Genomic DNA, 17,207 nt, shown 5'->3' on the forward strand with positions numbered 1-17,207 from the left:
CGATTTAACGATTAAACAAAATATTAAATAAAACAAGAACAAAATGGCATCTACATCAGATATTAGAAACGGATTGTGTATTAAATTCAATCACGATATTTATAAAATAGTCGAATTTCTTCACGTAAAACCTGGAAAAGGTCCAGCTTTCGTAAGAACAAAATTAAGAAGTTTAACTACAGGAAGAGTATTAGATAATACATTTTCTGCAGGACACAAAATAGACGATGTGCGTGTTGAAACGCATAATTATCAGTTTTTATATGCTGAAGGAGATGAATTTCATTTTATGAATACAGAATCTTTTGAGCAAATTTCTTTGAATAAAAATATTCTGGATGCTCCGGGATTATTAAAAGAAGGAACAAGTGTAATGGTTCAGGTAAATACAGAGACTGATTTGCCTTTATCTGTAGATATGCCATCTTCTGTAATTCTTGAAGTTACTTATGCTGAGCCGGGAGTAAAAGGAAATACAGCTACAAATGCTACTAAATCTGCTACGGTAGAAACCGGAGCAAATGTAAACGTTCCGTTGTTCATCAACGAAGGTGATAAAATTAAAATTGATACCGCTTCAGGATCTTACATGGAGCGTGTAAAAGAGTAGTTTTTTAATTAGATAATTTGTCAATGAGTCAATTAGAAAATTAGTGAAGCATCACAATTTTGAGCATTCATTTTCTAATTGACACATTTTCTAATTGGCACATTTTCTAATTGACAAATTTTCTAATTTTAAATATATGAAATTTCCAAAGATTCATTCTTTACAAGAAATTGCAAATTTGCTTCAATGCGAATTTATAGGTGACCAGAACTTTCCGGTTTCAGGCATGAACGAAATACATGTTGTTGAACCTGGAGATATTGTTTTTGTTGATCATCCTAAATACTACGATAAAGCATTACAATCTGCGGCTACTATTGTTTTAATTAATAAAAAAGTAGATTGCCCGGAAGGTAAAGCGCTTTTAATTTCTGATGATCCTTTTAGAGATTTTAATACCTTAACGAAACATTTCAGACCTTTTCAGGCTACAACTGTTTCTATATCACTTTCTGCAACTATTGGAGAAGGAACTGTAATTCAGCCCAATTGTTTTGTTGGAAACAACGTAACAATAGGTAAAAACTGTTTGATACATCCCAATGTTACTATTTACGATAATACCGTAATTGGTGATAATGTAATGATTCATGCAGGAACTATTTTGGGAGCTGATGCTTTTTATTATAAAAAACGTCCGGATGGCTTTGATCAGCTTATTTCAGGAGGAAGAGTAGTGATAGAAAATAATGTTGGTATTGGTGCACTTTGTACGATCGATAAAGGTGTTACGGGCGATACCACTATTGGTGAAGGAACAAAACTGGATAATCAGGTGCATGTTGGGCATGATACTGTAATAGGTAAAAAATGTTTAATTGCTTCACAAACCGGTATTGCGGGATGCGTAATTATTGAAGATGAAGTAACAATTTGGGGACAAGTTGGTACGACAAGCGGTATTACAATAGGAGCCAAGGCTGTTATTATGGGACAAACGGGAGTTACTAAATCGGTTGAAGGCGGAAAATCGTATTTTGGAACCCCAATCGAAGAATCAAGAGAAAAGTTAAAACAATTAGCCAATATCAAAAAGATTCCTGAAATTTTAAATAAATTGAAATAATATGTCTATTAAAGAATTTGTTCAAAAATTTTATAAGTCAGACGCCTTAATTGATAGTGAAGTTATGAAAATCTATTTGCATCCTGATGTAAAGTTAGATTGGAATAGTACCAAAGGATTAATTGAGATGGATTATAATTCGATGTTAGAGATGGCAAATGAACTTAGTCGTGCTTATGTACGATCAAAAGTAAGAATAAGCCACATTCTGGCAGAAGATGACTTAGTTTCGATACGATATTCTCATTTTGTGAAAACGATTGAGAATCCAAGAGAAGAGATGTTATTAGCCCATTTTGCTACAATTTGGCAAATAAAAGATGATAAATTATATCGCGGGTATCAAATGAGTCAATTTTCTTAATTTTTTTGAAGACAAAAAGGTTAAAATACGTTACAAAACCTTACTTTTGCATCACAATTTTAAAAACTACATAAAATATATATCATGAGTGTTTTAGTTAATAAAGATTCCAAAATAATTGTTCAAGGATTTACAGGAAGCGAAGGAACTTTCCACGCTTCTCAAATGATTGAGTACGGTACTAATGTTGTTGGTGGTGTTACTCCGGGAAAAGGAGGAACTAGCCATTTAGATCGTCCGGTTTTTAATACAGTAAAAGATGCTGTTGATCAAGCTGGAGCTGATACATCTATCATTTTCGTACCACCAGCTTTTGCTGCTGATGCAATTATGGAAGCTGCTGATGCTGGAATTAAAGTAATTATTGCTATTACAGAAGGAATTCCTGTAGCAGATATGATTAAAGCAAATAATTATGTTAAAGAAAGAAATTCTAGATTAATCGGACCAAACTGTCCGGGAGTTATTACTCCGGGTGAAGCTAAAGTTGGTATTATGCCAGGTTTCGTTTTCAAAAAAGGAACAGTTGGTATCGTTTCTAAATCAGGAACTTTAACTTACGAAGCTGCTGACCAGGTTGTAAAACAAGGTTTAGGAATTACTACAGCTATTGGTATTGGTGGAGATCCAATTATTGGAACTACAACTAAAGAAGCTGTTGAATTGTTAATGAACGATCCTGAAACTGAACTTATCATTATGATTGGTGAAATTGGTGGTCAATTAGAAGCTGATGCTGCTAAATGGGTAAGAGCTGATGGTAACCGTAAGCCAGTTGTTGGTTTTATCGCTGGAGAAACTGCTCCTGCAGGTAGAACAATGGGTCACGCAGGTGCTATTGTTGGTGGTTCTGATGATACAGCTGCTGCTAAAAAACAAATTATGAGAGACAACGGAATTCACGTTGTTGATTCACCAGCTGAAATTGGTAAAAAAGTAAAAGAAATACTTGGATAATCTCCAATATTAGAAATAAAAATTCCAGAAAAAAGTCTCAATATCGTGTTGAGACTTTTTTCCATTTTTAAAATGACTGGAATATAATTTAAAACTTAGCAACTCAGATTCTAAGAACCTCAGAAGCTTAAAAAAAAGAAATATGTACAAAGAATTAGAAAAGTTTAAAGTAAGCAATAGTTTTACTTTTACCGTTGAAGATAGTTTAGAACAAGCTTGTAATGCATCTGAAGGTGCAGGTGTTTTTGTAGTTTATGCTGTTGAAGGAGATGCAAAAGAATTAATCATGGTTGGTTCTACAGGAACAGTTCAAAATGATGGAACTTTAAAAAGTAAAAATGGTGGTTTATATGATAAAATCGTAAACGGACACCAATTTGCAAAAACAGGAAGAAAATATTCATGGCCTGCACAAATGAAGTTAGAAACTATTGCTGCTCTTGAAGTAGTTTGGTTCGAAACTTTTAATGCAGATGTAAAAGCAATTCCAACAGCTGTTGAAGGACAAGTTTTGCAAAATTTCTTAGATGAAAATGCAAAATTACCAAGATGGAATGTAGCTTTCTAATAAGCTGTTTTTAAATAAATATAAAAAAGCACTTCAGTTTGGAGTGTTTTTTTTGTTTAATCAATTTTAAAACACTTCGCTTACCATAAATATGCAATTGTAGTTTTTTTAAAAAAGGAATTATCATATATTTGACAAGTCATTAATAGCAGAAATAGCTACAAATAATATTAACATTAATTTTGAATATGAAATTACTAGAAGGAAAAGTTGCCATTATTACGGGCGCTAGTCGTGGAATTGGAAGAGGAATTGCTGAAGTTTTTGCTAAACACGGAGCAAACGTTGCTTTTACATATAGCTCATCTGTAGAGTCTGCTCAGGCTCTTGAAGCTGAATTGAATGGTTTAGGAGTTAAAGCAAAAGGATACCAATCGAATGCGGCCGATTTTAATGAAGCGCAAACTTTCGTTGATGCTGTTTTGGCAGATTTTGGAACAGTTGATATTTTAATTAATAATGCCGGAATTACAAAAGATAATTTATTAATGCGTATGTCTGAGGCTGATTTTGATCAGGTTATCGATGTGAATTTAAAATCGGTATTTAATATGACAAAAGCAATTCAGAAAACTTTCCTGAAACAACGCGCAGGTTCTATTATTAATATTAGTTCTGTAGTTGGAGTTTCCGGAAATGCAGGACAAACAAATTATGCAGCCTCTAAAGCAGGTGCAATTGGTTTTACAAAATCAGTAGCATTAGAATTAGGTTCTCGTAATATTCGCTGCAATGCAATTGCTCCTGGTTTTATTGAAACAGAGATGACGGCAAAATTACCGGAAGATGTAGTAAAAGGATGGAGAGACGGAATTCCGTTAAAACGTGGCGGAACTGTTGAAGATGTTGCTAATGCTTGTCTTTTCTTAGCTTCTGACATGAGTGCTTATGTTACCGGACAAGTACTTAATGTGTGTGGAGGAATGCTTACATAAATAGAGCATTAAAGTTCTAAGTTACAAAGGTTCAAAGGTTTTAGTAATCAGTTTTTATCTGACTCTAGAATAGAAGCTGAACAATAGTCATAATTAATTGACTTTTTAATCTGATTACTGTAAACTGATACTGAATACTAAATAATTATGACTACAAACACGATTCTATTATTATTACTTTCTTTAGTAATAGCGGGTGGGTTATCGTATTTTCAATATTTTTTTAAAGCCAAAAACAAATCCAATGTGGTTTGGTTTTTGGCTTTTTTACGTTTTCTGGCCATTTTTGGATTATTGCTATTATTGATAAACCCAATAATGACAAAAAGTGCACTAGAAATCACTAAAACACCTTTAGCAATTGCAGTCGACAATTCGAGTTCAATCACAGCTTTAAAATCAGATAAAAAAACAGAAGAATTATACCAAAAATTAATTTCAAATCCCGCTTTAAAAGAAAAATTTGAAATTCAATCTTATCAATTCGACGCTGATTTTAAGCCATTAGATAAATTTGATTTTAAAGGAAAACAAACCAACCTTGACGAAGTAGCAAAAAATCTAAAAAGTATCAATAAAAATCTGATTTTCCCAACGGTTATTATTACTGACGGAAATCAAACTACAGGAAACGATTATGTATATCGTTTTGATCCTGTTAATAAAGTTTATCCTTTGGTTGTAGGAGATACAACCACTTTTCTTGATTTAAAAATCAATCAGCTTAACGTAAACAAATACGCTTTTCATAAAAATAAATTTCCCGTAGAAGTTTTTCTGCAATATGCGGGAGATAAAAATATAAATGCTGATTTTACAATTTCACAAGGAAATACAATCGTTGCAAAAGAGAAAGTTTCTTTTTCTGCTTCAAAAAAAACAGCGACCTTAAACTTGCTTTTACCTGCTGATAAAGTAGGTTTGCAAATTTTTAAAGCCAGTATTTCATCCGGAACACAAGAAAAAAACGGCTATAATAACATAAAGAATTTTGCTGTAGAAGTTATCGATCAAAAGTCGACAATTGCAATAGTTTCGGCTATAAATCATCCGGATATAGCTGCGCTAAAACGTTCGATCGAAGTTAATGCACAACGTAAAGTAATATTGGTTAAACCAAATGATATAAACCAATTACAAGAAGTATCAGTTTTGGTTTTATATCAGCCAACTCCTGCTTTCAAAGCTATTTTTGATAATAATAAATTAGCAGGAAGAAATACTTTTATTATTACAGGAAACAATACCGATTTTAATTTTCTAAACCAACAGCAAACTAGTCTGGTTTTTAAAATGAGCGGGCAAAGAGAAGATTATCTAACAGAATTTCAATCGCAGTTTAATTTGTTTGCGATCGAAAATATTGGATTTGAAAATTTCCCTCCGCTTCAAAATTTATTTGGTACCATTACAACAAACGGAAATGTATCTGTTTTACTTTCTTCAAAAATTAGAAATGTTGCTACAAATGCACCATTATTGGCTTTCGCCGAAAATCAAGGAAAACGTACTGCCTTTTTATTAGGTGAAAATAGTTGGAAATGGCGTTTGCAAAGTCATATCGACAACCAGTCATTTGAGAAATATGATGTTTTTATAGATAAGATTATTCAGTATCTCGCATCAACAACCTCAAAAAAATCTTTGGTTGTAACTCATGAAAGCTTTTATAATTCAGGTGAAGCAATTGTAATTAACGCGCAATACTTCAATAAAAATTATGAATTCGATGAAAAAGCAAATTTAACGATTACAGTCACAAATGCTCAAACGAAGCAAGCTAAAAACTATGACTTACTAAAAGGAAATAATTCTTTCTCAGCAAATCTGGATGGTTTAGCTGCCGGAAAATATAATTTTACGGTAAAAGAATTAAATACAAACACATCTTATTCAAGTCATTTTGAGATTTTGGATTTTGATATCGAAAAACAATTTGTAAATCCCGATGTTGTAAAACTGAAACAACTGGCATTGCAAACCAACGGGAAAGCTTTTTTTGAAAATCAAGCCGATGATTTGATTCAGCAACTTTTAGAAAATAAAGATTACAAATCAATCGAGAAAAATGTCTCAACTAAAACTCCACTAATTGATTGGGCTTGGTTGTTGATTTTAATTGCTGTTGTATTGACAACGGAATGGTTTGTAAGGAAATATAATGGGTTGTTGTAAAGCCTTTAAACTAAAACCCTGAATAATACAAGATGTTGACCTTTAGACTTATATTAGCTTTAAATCTTTTTTTCGTTAGTGCAATGTCTAATGCACAACTCTCTATTGTATATGATAAAGATGGTTTTGTTAATTTAAGACAAAAGCCAAATGTTAAAGGAAAAATAATTGGAAAAATTATCGAAGGTCATGTATTTTCTATTAGTTCCTTTTATGATGAAAGCACCACAAAGTCAGATTGGGTTAAAGTTTGGCTTCCTATTAATCCAGATTTGAAAGTTAAAGATTTTATCAAATACAAAGATATCAACGAAGATGGATACATTCATAAAAGTAGAATTGTGTCTTTGGATGAGTTGAAAGATTTGAAAATTATAAATGAGAATTCAAAAAAGGTTAGTTTCAAAAACAATAATCTTCAGGTATATATTGAAACTAAAATTTTTGATAAAACACAACATAAGATATCTAAAAGTAAAGAAGCAGAAATTGTTATTGATAATGATTTACATGTCTGGGGATTTCAGAATCAAATTCCTAAAATTGAATTAAAAACAATAAAATTTGTAAAAGACGGTAAAACTTATATATTTCCTAAAGAAGCGATTTTTGGTCTTTATGAATTAGATTTAGAATTAACAAAATTATATCTTGGTCAAAAAGAAGAAATATATTTAGTAATGTCCGGTGCTGATGGTTCAGAATCGTATGAAGCTATTTGGTGCTTAAAAGACAATAAAATATTTTCTTTGACTTTAATGCAAATAATACCTTAAGTATAAAAATGGATTTCAGGCTAAAAGTATTCTACACCGTTGCACTCCGCCTTAACTTTACTAAAGCGGCAACTGAATTATATATTTCGCAGCCAGCGGTTTCTAAACACATTCAGGAACTCGAAGAAACCTATAAAACAAAGCTTTTTGAACGTAATGGTTCTAAAATTGCCTTAACTCCAGCCGGTGAAATTTTACTAAAACATACTAAAAACATCTTCGAAATCTATCGTGAGATCGACTTTGATATGAGTTCCTTTATCAACGAACGCCAGGGATTATTGAGGTTGGGAGCAAGTACAACAATTTCACAATATATTATTTCGCCTGTTTTAGCCCGTTTTCACCAGAAACAAAAAGATATAAAAGTCAATTTGCTCAACGGAAATACAGAACAAATCGAAAACGCCTTAATCAATAAAGAAATCGAAATAGGAATCGTTGAAGGACAATCTAAAAATCAGTCCATTAAATACATTCCATTTTTAAAAGACGAATTGGTTTTGGTTTGTAATACCAAAAATCCTTTACTGAAGCAAAAGGACATTTCATTGGAAGATTTAAAAACAATGAAATTCATCACTCGCGAACGTGGTTCAGGAACACTTGAAGTTATAGAATTTGCTTTAAAACAAATTAATGTAAAAATTACCGATCTTCAAATCGAAATGCAGTTAGGATCTACAGAAAGCATAAAATCTTATTTGTTGAATTCTGATTGTTTCGCTTTTATGTCAATACATGCGGTAGATAAAGAGCTTAAAAATAATGAACTTATAGTTTTAGATGTAGAAGGTTTGTCTGTCGAAAGGTATTTTTATATCATAACATTACTTGGTAAAACAGATTCTTTATCAGAACTCTTTATTCAAAATATCGCGTCTCATTATAACTTAGAGTTATAGCCTATTGCTTTTTACAATTGGTAAATACGATATAAAGGGCAGACCTTTGTAATCAAATATCAAATTTATCATTTTGAAAACAAAGCAACATTCATCAGCCCAATTATTCGAAGTCAACCTTTATATTCAGCAAGCTTTTTTTGCTATAATAATTGTATTGTGTTTATTGTCGATTATTTCACCTCCAATTGCATTATTACTGGGCGTTATTATGGTAAATGTTTTTGGTAATCCTTTTGTCGAATTCAATCATAAAGCTATTACTTATTTATTACAATTTTCAGTTGTAGGATTAGGTTTTGGTATGAACGCTTCAACTGCCGTTTCTGCTGGTAAAGAAGGTTTTTTATTGACGATATTCTCGATTTTCAGCACTCTTATATTAGGAACTTTTTTAGGAAAATGGTTAAAAACCGATAAAAAAACATCTCACTTAATATCATGCGGAACAGCTATTTGCGGCGGAAGTGCCATTGCAGCAATTTCCCCTGTAATCAAATCAAACGAAAATCAGACTTCAATAGCTTTAGGGGTTATTTTTATTCTCAATTCTATCGCGTTATTTGTCTTTCCTTTTATTGGTCACCAACTTGGCTTATCTCAGAAAGATTTTGGCTTATGGTGCGCAATTGCCATTCACGATACCAGTTCAGTTGTAGGCGCAGCCAATAAGTATGGAGCCGAAGCATTGCAAATCGCAACAACAGTTAAACTAGCGAGAGCATTATGGATTATACCAATCTCACTTTTAACCGCAATAGTTTTCAAAAATCAATCGAAAAGTAAAGGAACAAAAATTAAGATTCCTTATTTCATTGGGTTATTTGTTGTGGCAATGCTTCTAAACACTTATTTGCCGGCAACAGCTCTGGTTACGCAAAATATTGTTAGCATTGCTAAAATTGGTTTAACAATAACTTTATTCTTAATAGGTGCAACTTTAAATATCAGTACCTTAAAATCAGTAGGAGTGAAGCCTTTACTACAAGGTATAATTCTCTGGATATTTATTGCTGCTCTAGGTTTGGCTTCAATTTTATATCTTAACTAAAAAACGATATTTCTTATTTTACGTTCGAAAATTTAACAGTCGGTTTACCCACAATGCTGTAATGTTTGCCTTTAAATGAAAAACGTCTTTCGATTACAAAATTAAATTGCTTTTTAGTTTTAGCCAATGTAGCAATTTCAGCTGGTAAATCTACTTCGTAGTCATCCTCAGTACCTTTTGCTTTTTTATACGAACCTGTTGTTGTAATGATAAAATCACGGAAAAACTTTTTACTGTTGTCATTAACTACAGTGTAAGCACTTGACCAATCTGAGCTGCTGCTATTAAAAAGACTGTAATAATTAACTTCCATCAAAGGTTGGTATTTTCCATCAAAACCTACAAGAAGATAAAGATAGCCAGAATACGGAGCTCCGCCGCCGCCATTAGCATGGACAAGAGTTAAAGCGTATTGATCTTCACCAATCTGCACCAATTTAGGTACAGGAGCCTGAGCAAAAGAACCAAAAGCGTGAATTGCTGGCTGAAAAGATTTCATTTCCCAGGTATTGTCATTTTTTACAAATTTAGCGATGCTTAGAAGACCGCCGGTAAACCTGCTCGTTTGCAATCCATCAGCGTCATAAACAGAATGATTAAATACCAAAAATTTAAATTGATTTCCTTTTGAATCAGAGTAATCAATGGTAGTAAGTAATCTTGTAGCGACGCCTTCTGTGTAAGGAAACATTTGATCGCCTTCTTCACCATTTGCATCAATATATGCAACAGGTTTACAGCTTTTACATTTCCAGCTCACAAAAGTATTACGATCTGACATATTGTATAATTTGCCCGGAAACAACTTTTGCATTGTTTTTATAGCATCAAACGGATTCTTAACCTGTAGTTGCCTTTTAGTATTTAAAATAGTATCACTAACATTTTTTAATTGTACAAGATCATCATCCTGAGCAAAGCAAACAGAAGAAAATAAAAAGAAAAGAACACTTAAATAGATAGGGCGCATAAATTTAAAATTTAGAATAAAAAACGAAACGAATTTACAAAGAAACTTTTAATTTAAACTTATATCATTTATAGGCTTTAAAAATTAAAAAGAATTAAATTATCACAATATTCATTGGTATTGTTTTGAATTATGCTTAAATAAAATAAATTTGCACCTCAAACAAAATTACAAATGAAAAACTTTAAAATGAAACCAAGACTGATTGCATTATTTGCATTGGCAATTGGTTTTTTGACATTATCCTGGGGAATTGTTGGTCACGAACGTATTAATAAAGCTGCCGTTATGGCTTTGCCTCAATCGCTACAGGTGTTTTTTTACAATCACATCGATTTTATTACGCAGGAAGCTTCTGTACCAGATATTCGTAAATATGCTTTAAACTATAAAGACGAAAATCCGAGACATTATTTTGATATGGAAAATTTTGGAGCAGTAGACAGTATACCTCAAACTCTGGAAGCAGCAAAGAAAAAATACGACGCTAAATTCCTGAATGATAATGGAATTTTACCTTGGTATATTGAAGATATGATGGTAAAATTAACCAAAGCTTTTAAAGATAAAAACAGAGCCGAAATCTTGTTTCTTGCTGCAGATTTAGGTCATTATGTAGGCGATGCACATATGCCATTGCATACTTCTGCTAATCATGATGGTCAATTAAGCGACCAAAAAGGAATTCATTCACTTTGGGAAAGCAGACTTCCTGAGTTATTTGCTAAAAATTACAAGCTAAATGTTCCGCAAGCGCAATATTATGCAGATGTTCATAAAGCAACCTGGGATATGATTAATGATACACATAGTTTAGCTAAACCATTATTAGACATTGATAAAAAGCTTAGAACTGCAACTCCTGAAGCTAAAGTTTTTAAAATGGATGCTGACGGAAAAGTATTAAAAAGCAAATACAATACAGCAGTTTTCTCTGATGAATATGCTAAAAAACTACACGAAGAGCTAAACGGAATGGTTGAAAGCCAAATGAAAAAAGCGATCACTGCTACAGCAAGTTTTTGGTATACTGCCTGGGTAAACGCCGGAAAACCAGATTTAAGTGACTTAGATGCACCGGCGGTTACACAAAGAAACTACCAGTCTTTGAGAGATGATTTACAATTATTTCAACAAGGAAACTTATTCGGAATGAAAAATCAAAACGACTAGATAGAGTTTTAGTCTCAGTTTAAAGATTTAAATAATAAAAGCCTCAGATTCATTGAATTTGAGGCTTTTTTAGTAACTTATATAGGTAGAGTCTACTTTTGGTATTTCTTATGTTTCAACATATCTGAAGCTGTTTGATAAAAAGAAATTGTTTCATTTACTAAATCAGTTCTTTCCTTTTTCATGCATTTCTCATTATAATCAATCTGATATTCAGGTGCAACGCCTTCTTTTGCTTCTAAGCTCAGTTGAAACTGCCTTACTTGTTGCTTAGGCGATAAAATAGTTAGAACATTATCTTTTATTAAGCCAAGATCCTGATAAGTAGCGATAAAAGCTCTGGGTTTATAATCTGGTTTTAAAATATCCTGACCAAAAAACTTACTTTCGTAACTAAAGTGAAGTAAACCAAAAAGCGTAGGCATAAGATCAATTTGCGACATTAGCTGATTGTGTTTTACAGGTTTTAAATCTGGACTGTAAATAAAAGCAGGAATTCGGTATTTGTCTAGCGGAAGCTGTGTTTTTCCTGCACTTGAAGCGCAATGATCAGCAACAATAACAAAGACAGTATTTTTGAACCACGGTTGTTTACTCGCCATTGCAAAGAATTTTCGCAAAGCATAATCCGTATATTTTACACCGCCATCACGGGATTTAATATCTCCGGGAATATCAATTTTATTGTTAGGATATGTAAAAGGCCTGTGATTACTAACCGTCATAATATGATTAAAAAATGGTTTGTTTTCCTTTGCTTCAGTATTCATTATCTTTATGGCTTTGTTGTACATATCCTCATCACAAACTCCCCAAACGTTTGAGAACGTGATTTCTTCAGGTTTAAAGCTTGATTTGTCTATAATCTCATAGCCATTTCCGGAATAGAAATCCTGCATATTATCAAAAAAAGCATCTCCGCCATACATAAATTTTACATTATAACCTTTATCTTTAAAAATGGCGCCTGTTGAAAATTTATTTTTATTGTCTTCTCTTTTTACCACACTTTCACCTGCAGTTGGGGGCAAACACAAAGTCACCGCTTCAAGCCCGCGAACAGTTCTGTTTCCGGCTGCATAAAGATTAGTAAACTGTGTGCTTTTTTGTGCTAAACTATCCAGAAACGGAGTAATATTCTGTTTGTTTCCATACATCTTCATAAACTCTGCACTGTAACTTTCGATTGTAATTAAAACAACATTTTTATGATCTTCCAGAGAATCACCTGAAATAGTACGATTGGTGTTTTCTCCTGAAATAGCAGGAAATTGCTGTTTTAAAATTGAATACGCTTTTTCAGCAGGCAATGTTTTATAAAACTTAAAATAGTCCAGTTTGTTATTCTGAAAAGCCAGATAGAATTTGTATAATCCATTGGCTTGTAATTCATTGACAAAAACATTTTTAGAGTTTTCAGTTTTTGCAAAAGCTGGTATTGCAACCAGAGAAACTAAAAACAAAACAATATAGATTCCGCTAATTTTTATTTTTTCATTAAAAGTAGGAATCTCATCAATATACTTTTTTGATCCTTTCAGAATAAAATAAGTCACAATTCCTGTTACTAAAAACAAAGCCGAAAATATAGGAATTACAGGATATGACTGCATAATATTTCCAATAACCTCATTCGTATAAATTAAATAGTTTACAGCGATAAAGTTGTATTTAACACCAAACTCATTCCAAAAGAAATATTCGCTTAAACCATTTTGAAGAATCAGTAAAACATACAAGAACATTACAAACGCAAATAACCAGTACCTTATTTCATCTCTTAATTTTGGAAGAAAAAGCAAAAGCGAAAAAAGTATCATTTTAATACCAATAAAAATTAAAACGATTCGCGGCAAAGCACCGCCGTATTCATCTAAAATACTTTTTCCGGAAGCAACGTATAAAAATAAAGCAGCAAGAAATGCCAAAATAATATAGCCGGAAGGTTTGTTGTATTTAGAATTTGAAATAAAAATTAAATACAGCCATAAAAAGACACTCGCAATGATAAAAACAAAAAAGTCTGAAATAAGGCCTATGCTAAAGATTTTCAGACTTTCGAGAATGCTGAATGAACTTTGCGTTATCGGATGAAAAAACAAAACGATTCGCAATAAAAAACTTACAATAAAATAGAATAAAGCAAGATTGTAAAAAGGAGAAAGTTTTTTGTAAAAGACCATGAAGTTATTTTTTCACAAAATTAATTCTGATAAATTAGTTCCGGATGAAGTTATGCTTTTACCTTGCTTAGTGTAAACTTAAAATTTACTTAAGATGATACTCTTTTCGCTATTCTAATGGTTTTAAGCCATTTCTGAAAAGTAAAATATCTATCTTTGAATCATAAAAACAAGATATAATCATAATTAGAAAAGGCAAATGCATATTTTAATAGTTGAAGATGAGTTAGGTATTATTCAGTTTTTGCAACAAGGTTTGCAAGAAGAAGGCTATCAGGTTACAACAGCAAATGACGGATCAAAAGGTTTTGAACTGGTTCAGAATCAGAAATTTGATTTGATTTTATTAGATTGGATGCTGCCAAAAATTAATGGTCTCGATTTATGCAAAGCCATTAGAGTTAAGGATCAGACGACGCCAATTATTTTTTTGACTGCAAAAGATACCGTTCAGGAAACGATAGAAGGTTTAAAGGCCGGCGCGAATGATTATATCAAAAAGCCTTTTAGTTTTGAGGAATTGGTAGAACGAATTAAAATTCATTTCAGAAATCAAAAAGGTTCCGAAGTCCTTACGTTAGGAACTATAAAAATGGATTTATCTAAACATATTGTCCTGAAAAATGAGGAAGAGATAGCACTCACACAACGCGAGTTTGAACTATTGACCTATTTAATAAAAAATAAAGGAAAAGTGTGTACCAGAAATCAGATTTTAAAAGATGTCTGGGAGATTAATTTTGAATACGATACAGGTGTAATTGATGTTTTTATGAATGCCATTCGAAAAAAACTCAATCTAAAAATTGAAGAAGATTATATTAAAACAATTCGCGGTATAGGCTATATCGCTAACGACTTATAAATGTTACAACTTTCTTTTAAAAATAGAATTGCACTCAACTATATTATTACAACCGGTTTACTGATTGCAGCAGTTTTTTCGGTTATATATTCTATTGTAAAACATACCGTTTATAGTCATATCGACGAAAATATCAAGGTCGAAATTCAGAACCATCTCGATGAAATCAAAGAAGTAGGAAACAAAGTAATCCTTATTGACGAAGAAGAATGGAAAGAACGGGAACATAATACAGTAGATGTAAATCCTGTATTTGTTGAATTTCTGGATGTAAACAAGAAAATTATAGAAAAAGCACCCAATCTTAAAACTGAAACACTTGAGTTTAATGATTCAGTAGAAGATTTTGAACTATTTGATACCAAAATGGGTGATCACGCCATCAGGCAAATTCAGGTTCCGCTTCATATTAAAAACAAAAAAATAGGATATGTAATTGTAGCCATGTCCTTGGCAGATTCTAAAATGGTATTAAACAATTTGTTTGATATTATGTGTTTGTCCTTTTTGGGTATTTTGATATTGCTGTTTTTTATAGCCCGTTTTTTTGCAGGAAGAAGTATAAAACCTATAAATGCGATTATTAATACCTCGAAAATTATCACCAAGGATAATTTGAAAACCAGGATTGAGCTGCCCAGAACACGCGACGAATTATACACACTTTCTAAAACCATAAACAATTTATTAAACCGAATTGAAGATGCTATAGAACGTGAAAAACAATTCACATCTGACGCTTCCCATGAATTAAGAACACCACTTACCGTTATTAAAGGAACACTTGAAGTATTGATTCGTAAACCGCGGGATAATAAGGAATATGAAGAAAAAATAAATTATTGTATAAACGAAGTAGATCACTTAAATATGTTAGTAGATCAGCTTCTTTTAATGGCACGTTTTGAAAATCAGAAAAAGAATATTGTTACAGAATCCGTTTACTTAAATGCACTTATTCTGGATGTCTTAAAGTTGAATTCTGATAAAATAAACAATCGCAAAATCAATATTAAATTTGATGCCGAAAAAGACTATTATACAAAATCAGATACCTTTTTAGTCATTACAATTTTACGAAACATTATTTCTAACGCAATTAAATATACAAACGATGACGGAGAGATTGCTATTTTGCTTGCAGAAGAAAACGGAAAAATAATTTGTAAAATTTCAGACACCGGAATCGGAATTGCTAAAGATGATTTGGTTACTATTTTAAATCCCTTTTTTAGATCAAATTCTACAGATCATCCTGAAATTAAAGGAACAGGATTAGGTTTGTCTATCGTAAAGAGAATCACGGAACTGCTTCATATTAAGTTTAAGATTGATAGCGAAATAGGAGTAGGAACAACCGTAATTTTGAGTTTTAACGATAATATGAAATCGTTATCGTAAATACAAAAAATCAAATAAAATAATCTCTTAGACTTTTTTTTAACAATAAACTGTTGTTAAGTTAAATTAAAAATAGCGATTTTATGAAATTAACTATTATATTTGCAACCGAATCAAAGAATTAAAAAACAAACCAAGTCATGATTTCTATTCAATTACATCATCATCATTTTCATTATTGCTCTCAAGCGATGTGTTAATGGTATGCATGTAAATCATCATATTTTAAAACCCGTTTGAGTACATCAAACGGGTTTTTTTATTCCTATTCTTTGTACTCAAACTATTAATCCGACAAAAACTAAAAAAATGAGTACGTTAAAAATTGCAATTCAAAAATCAGGTCGTTTAAACGAAGACAGCATTCAAATTCTAAAAGATTGCGGTATTTCGATTAATAACGGAAACGATCAGTTAAAAGCAGAAGCTTCAAATTTTCCACTGGAAGTTTTATACCTAAGAAATTCAGATATTCCTCAATATTTAATTGACGGAGTTGTAGATCTTGCTATTGTAGGAGATAATCTGTTGGTAGAGAAAGGAAAACATATTGAAGTAATTCAGAAATTAGGATTTTCAAAATGCAAAGTTTCTGTTGCTGTTCCTAAAACATTCGAATACAATTCTATACAAGATCTTGCAGGTTTACGTATTGCAACTTCTTATCCAAATACTGTCAACGAATATTTCAACTCTTTTGGATTAACAGTTGACATTCACCAAATTTCAGGTTCTGTAGAAATTGCTCCAAACATTGGTCTTGCAGATGCAATTGTAGATATTGTTTCCAGCGGAAGCACCTTATTCAAAAATAATTTAAGAGAAGTAGAAGTAATCCTGAAAAGTGAAGCAGTTTTAGCCGTTTCACCAAAAGTTTCGCCGGAAATTCAGAAACACATCGATACCTTAAAATTCAGAATCCAATCGGTTTTAAGAGCAAGAAATTCAAAATATATCCTGATGAATGTGCCAAATGATAAAATTGACGAAATTGGGAAAATTTTACCGGTTTTAAGAAGTTTAACCGTTTTGCCATTAGCACAAGAAGGCTGGAGCAGCGTACACTCTGTAATCGATAAAGATACTTTTTGGGATGTAATTGATAAACTAAAAGAAGCCGGAGCCGAAGGAATTTTAGTTTGTCCAATCGAAAAAATGGTTCTTTAGGGCTTCGCCCGCATTAGGCTTTAGGCAATAAGCTTTAAGCC

The 17,207-nt window shown here is 32.0% G+C and carries 16 protein-coding genes; 14 read left to right on the forward strand and 2 right to left on the reverse strand.

Annotated features, from left to right (window positions below; all coding sequences use genetic code 11):
* Positions 1-43 precede the first annotated feature (43 nt).
* The 10 genes from efp to BXU01_RS18905 all read left to right on the forward strand — a co-directional run bounded on the left by efp (position 44) and on the right by BXU01_RS18905 (position 9,407).
* Positions 44-610: an elongation factor P gene (efp, locus tag BXU01_RS18860; protein ID WP_047775112.1), complete on the forward strand. Its 567-nt coding sequence runs from the start codon at positions 44-46 to the stop codon at positions 608-610.
* Positions 611-746: 136 nt separating this feature from the next.
* Positions 747-1,676, forward strand: a complete 930-nt coding sequence (locus BXU01_RS18865) for a UDP-3-O-(3-hydroxymyristoyl)glucosamine N-acyltransferase (protein WP_083694733.1) — start codon at positions 747-749, stop codon at positions 1,674-1,676.
* Between the two features lies 1 nt (position 1,677).
* Positions 1,678-2,040: a hypothetical protein gene (locus BXU01_RS18870; RefSeq protein WP_055092317.1), complete on the forward strand. Its 363-nt coding sequence runs from the start codon at positions 1,678-1,680 to the stop codon at positions 2,038-2,040.
* Positions 2,041-2,124: 84 nt separating this feature from the next.
* The gene (gene sucD / locus BXU01_RS18875; RefSeq protein ID WP_055092315.1) at positions 2,125-2,997 is read left to right on the forward strand and encodes a succinate--CoA ligase subunit alpha; all 873 of its coding nucleotides are present in this window, start codon (positions 2,125-2,127) and stop codon (positions 2,995-2,997) included.
* 142 nt (positions 2,998-3,139) lie between these two features.
* Positions 3,140-3,565: a hypothetical protein gene (locus BXU01_RS18880; RefSeq protein ID WP_083694734.1), complete on the forward strand. Its 426-nt coding sequence runs from the start codon at positions 3,140-3,142 to the stop codon at positions 3,563-3,565.
* A gap of 188 nt (positions 3,566-3,753) precedes the next feature.
* Positions 3,754-4,500: a 3-oxoacyl-[acyl-carrier-protein] reductase gene (gene fabG / locus BXU01_RS18885; protein ID WP_055092310.1), complete on the forward strand. Its 747-nt coding sequence runs from the start codon at positions 3,754-3,756 to the stop codon at positions 4,498-4,500.
* A 147-nt stretch (positions 4,501-4,647) separates the two neighbouring features.
* A complete protein-coding gene (locus BXU01_RS18890; RefSeq protein ID WP_083694735.1) occupies positions 4,648-6,675 on the forward strand; it encodes a hypothetical protein in 2,028 nt (675 codons plus the stop codon).
* Positions 6,676-6,707: 32 nt separating this feature from the next.
* Positions 6,708-7,451, forward strand: a complete 744-nt coding sequence (locus BXU01_RS18895; protein ID WP_083694736.1) for an SH3 domain-containing protein — start codon at positions 6,708-6,710, stop codon at positions 7,449-7,451.
* An 8-nt stretch (positions 7,452-7,459) separates the two neighbouring features.
* Positions 7,460-8,356 carry a LysR family transcriptional regulator gene (locus BXU01_RS18900; protein WP_083694737.1) on the forward strand — a complete coding sequence of 299 codons (897 nt, stop codon included), beginning with the start codon at positions 7,460-7,462 and terminating at the stop codon, positions 8,354-8,356.
* Between the two features lie 73 nt (positions 8,357-8,429).
* A complete protein-coding gene (locus BXU01_RS18905) occupies positions 8,430-9,407 on the forward strand; it encodes a YeiH family protein (RefSeq protein ID WP_083694738.1) in 978 nt (325 codons plus the stop codon).
* A 13-nt stretch (positions 9,408-9,420) separates the two neighbouring features.
* Here the strand turns inward: BXU01_RS18905 and BXU01_RS18910 are convergent, their stop codons facing one another.
* Positions 9,421-10,377 carry a hypothetical protein gene (locus BXU01_RS18910; RefSeq protein WP_083694739.1) on the reverse strand — a complete coding sequence of 319 codons (957 nt, stop codon included), beginning with the start codon at positions 10,375-10,377 and terminating at the stop codon, positions 9,421-9,423.
* 174 nt (positions 10,378-10,551) lie between these two features.
* On the opposite strand from BXU01_RS18910, the gene BXU01_RS18915 reads away from it, so the two are divergent.
* Entirely contained in the window at positions 10,552-11,550 is a 999-nt protein-coding gene (locus BXU01_RS18915) for a zinc dependent phospholipase C family protein (RefSeq protein WP_083694740.1), read from the forward strand.
* Between the two features lie 92 nt (positions 11,551-11,642).
* On the opposite strand, the gene BXU01_RS18920 is transcribed toward BXU01_RS18915, so the two are convergent.
* Positions 11,643-13,733 (reverse strand): alkaline phosphatase family protein, encoded by a 2,091-nt coding sequence (locus BXU01_RS18920; RefSeq protein WP_083694741.1) that lies wholly within the window; start codon positions 13,731-13,733, stop codon positions 11,643-11,645.
* A gap of 199 nt (positions 13,734-13,932) precedes the next feature.
* Between BXU01_RS18920 and BXU01_RS18925 the strand changes: the two genes are divergently transcribed.
* The 3 genes from BXU01_RS18925 (at position 13,933) to hisG (ending at position 17,166) form a co-directional block, all read left to right on the forward strand.
* Positions 13,933-14,598, forward strand: a complete 666-nt coding sequence (locus BXU01_RS18925; protein WP_083694742.1) for a response regulator transcription factor — start codon at positions 13,933-13,935, stop codon at positions 14,596-14,598.
* A complete protein-coding gene (locus BXU01_RS18930; RefSeq protein ID WP_083694743.1) occupies positions 14,599-15,999 on the forward strand; it encodes a HAMP domain-containing sensor histidine kinase in 1,401 nt (466 codons plus the stop codon).
* A 309-nt stretch (positions 16,000-16,308) separates the two neighbouring features.
* Entirely contained in the window at positions 16,309-17,166 is an 858-nt protein-coding gene (gene hisG / locus BXU01_RS18935; RefSeq protein WP_065450122.1) for an ATP phosphoribosyltransferase, read from the forward strand.
* The last annotated feature ends 41 nt before the right edge of the window (positions 17,167-17,207 follow it).

This window comes from [Flexibacter] sp. ATCC 35103 (assembly GCF_001975985.1).
In the GTDB taxonomy this organism is placed as follows: domain Bacteria; phylum Bacteroidota; class Bacteroidia; order Flavobacteriales; family Flavobacteriaceae; genus Flavobacterium.

Coding starts and splice junctions, on each gene's coding strand:
- efp (WP_047775112.1), top strand. CDS start 44: ATGGCATCTACATCAGATATTAGAAACGGATTGTGTATTAAATTCAAT.
- BXU01_RS18865 (WP_083694733.1), top strand. CDS start 747: ATGAAATTTCCAAAGATTCATTCTTTACAAGAAATTGCAAATTTGCTT.
- BXU01_RS18870 (WP_055092317.1), top strand. CDS start 1,678: ATGTCTATTAAAGAATTTGTTCAAAAATTTTATAAGTCAGACGCCTTA.
- sucD (WP_055092315.1), top strand. CDS start 2,125: ATGAGTGTTTTAGTTAATAAAGATTCCAAAATAATTGTTCAAGGATTT.
- BXU01_RS18880 (WP_083694734.1), top strand. CDS start 3,140: ATGTACAAAGAATTAGAAAAGTTTAAAGTAAGCAATAGTTTTACTTTT.
- fabG (WP_055092310.1), top strand. CDS start 3,754: ATGAAATTACTAGAAGGAAAAGTTGCCATTATTACGGGCGCTAGTCGT.
- BXU01_RS18890 (WP_083694735.1), top strand. CDS start 4,648: ATGACTACAAACACGATTCTATTATTATTACTTTCTTTAGTAATAGCG.
- BXU01_RS18895 (WP_083694736.1), top strand. CDS start 6,708: ATGTTGACCTTTAGACTTATATTAGCTTTAAATCTTTTTTTCGTTAGT.
- BXU01_RS18900 (WP_083694737.1), top strand. CDS start 7,460: ATGGATTTCAGGCTAAAAGTATTCTACACCGTTGCACTCCGCCTTAAC.
- BXU01_RS18910 (WP_083694739.1), bottom strand. CDS start 10,377: ATGCGCCCTATCTATTTAAGTGTTCTTTTCTTTTTATTTTCTTCTGTT.
- BXU01_RS18915 (WP_083694740.1), top strand. CDS start 10,552: ATGAAAAACTTTAAAATGAAACCAAGACTGATTGCATTATTTGCATTG.
- BXU01_RS18920 (WP_083694741.1), bottom strand. CDS start 13,733: ATGGTCTTTTACAAAAAACTTTCTCCTTTTTACAATCTTGCTTTATTC.
- BXU01_RS18925 (WP_083694742.1), top strand. CDS start 13,933: ATGCATATTTTAATAGTTGAAGATGAGTTAGGTATTATTCAGTTTTTG.
- BXU01_RS18930 (WP_083694743.1), top strand. CDS start 14,599: ATGTTACAACTTTCTTTTAAAAATAGAATTGCACTCAACTATATTATT.
- hisG (WP_065450122.1), top strand. CDS start 16,309: ATGAGTACGTTAAAAATTGCAATTCAAAAATCAGGTCGTTTAAACGAA.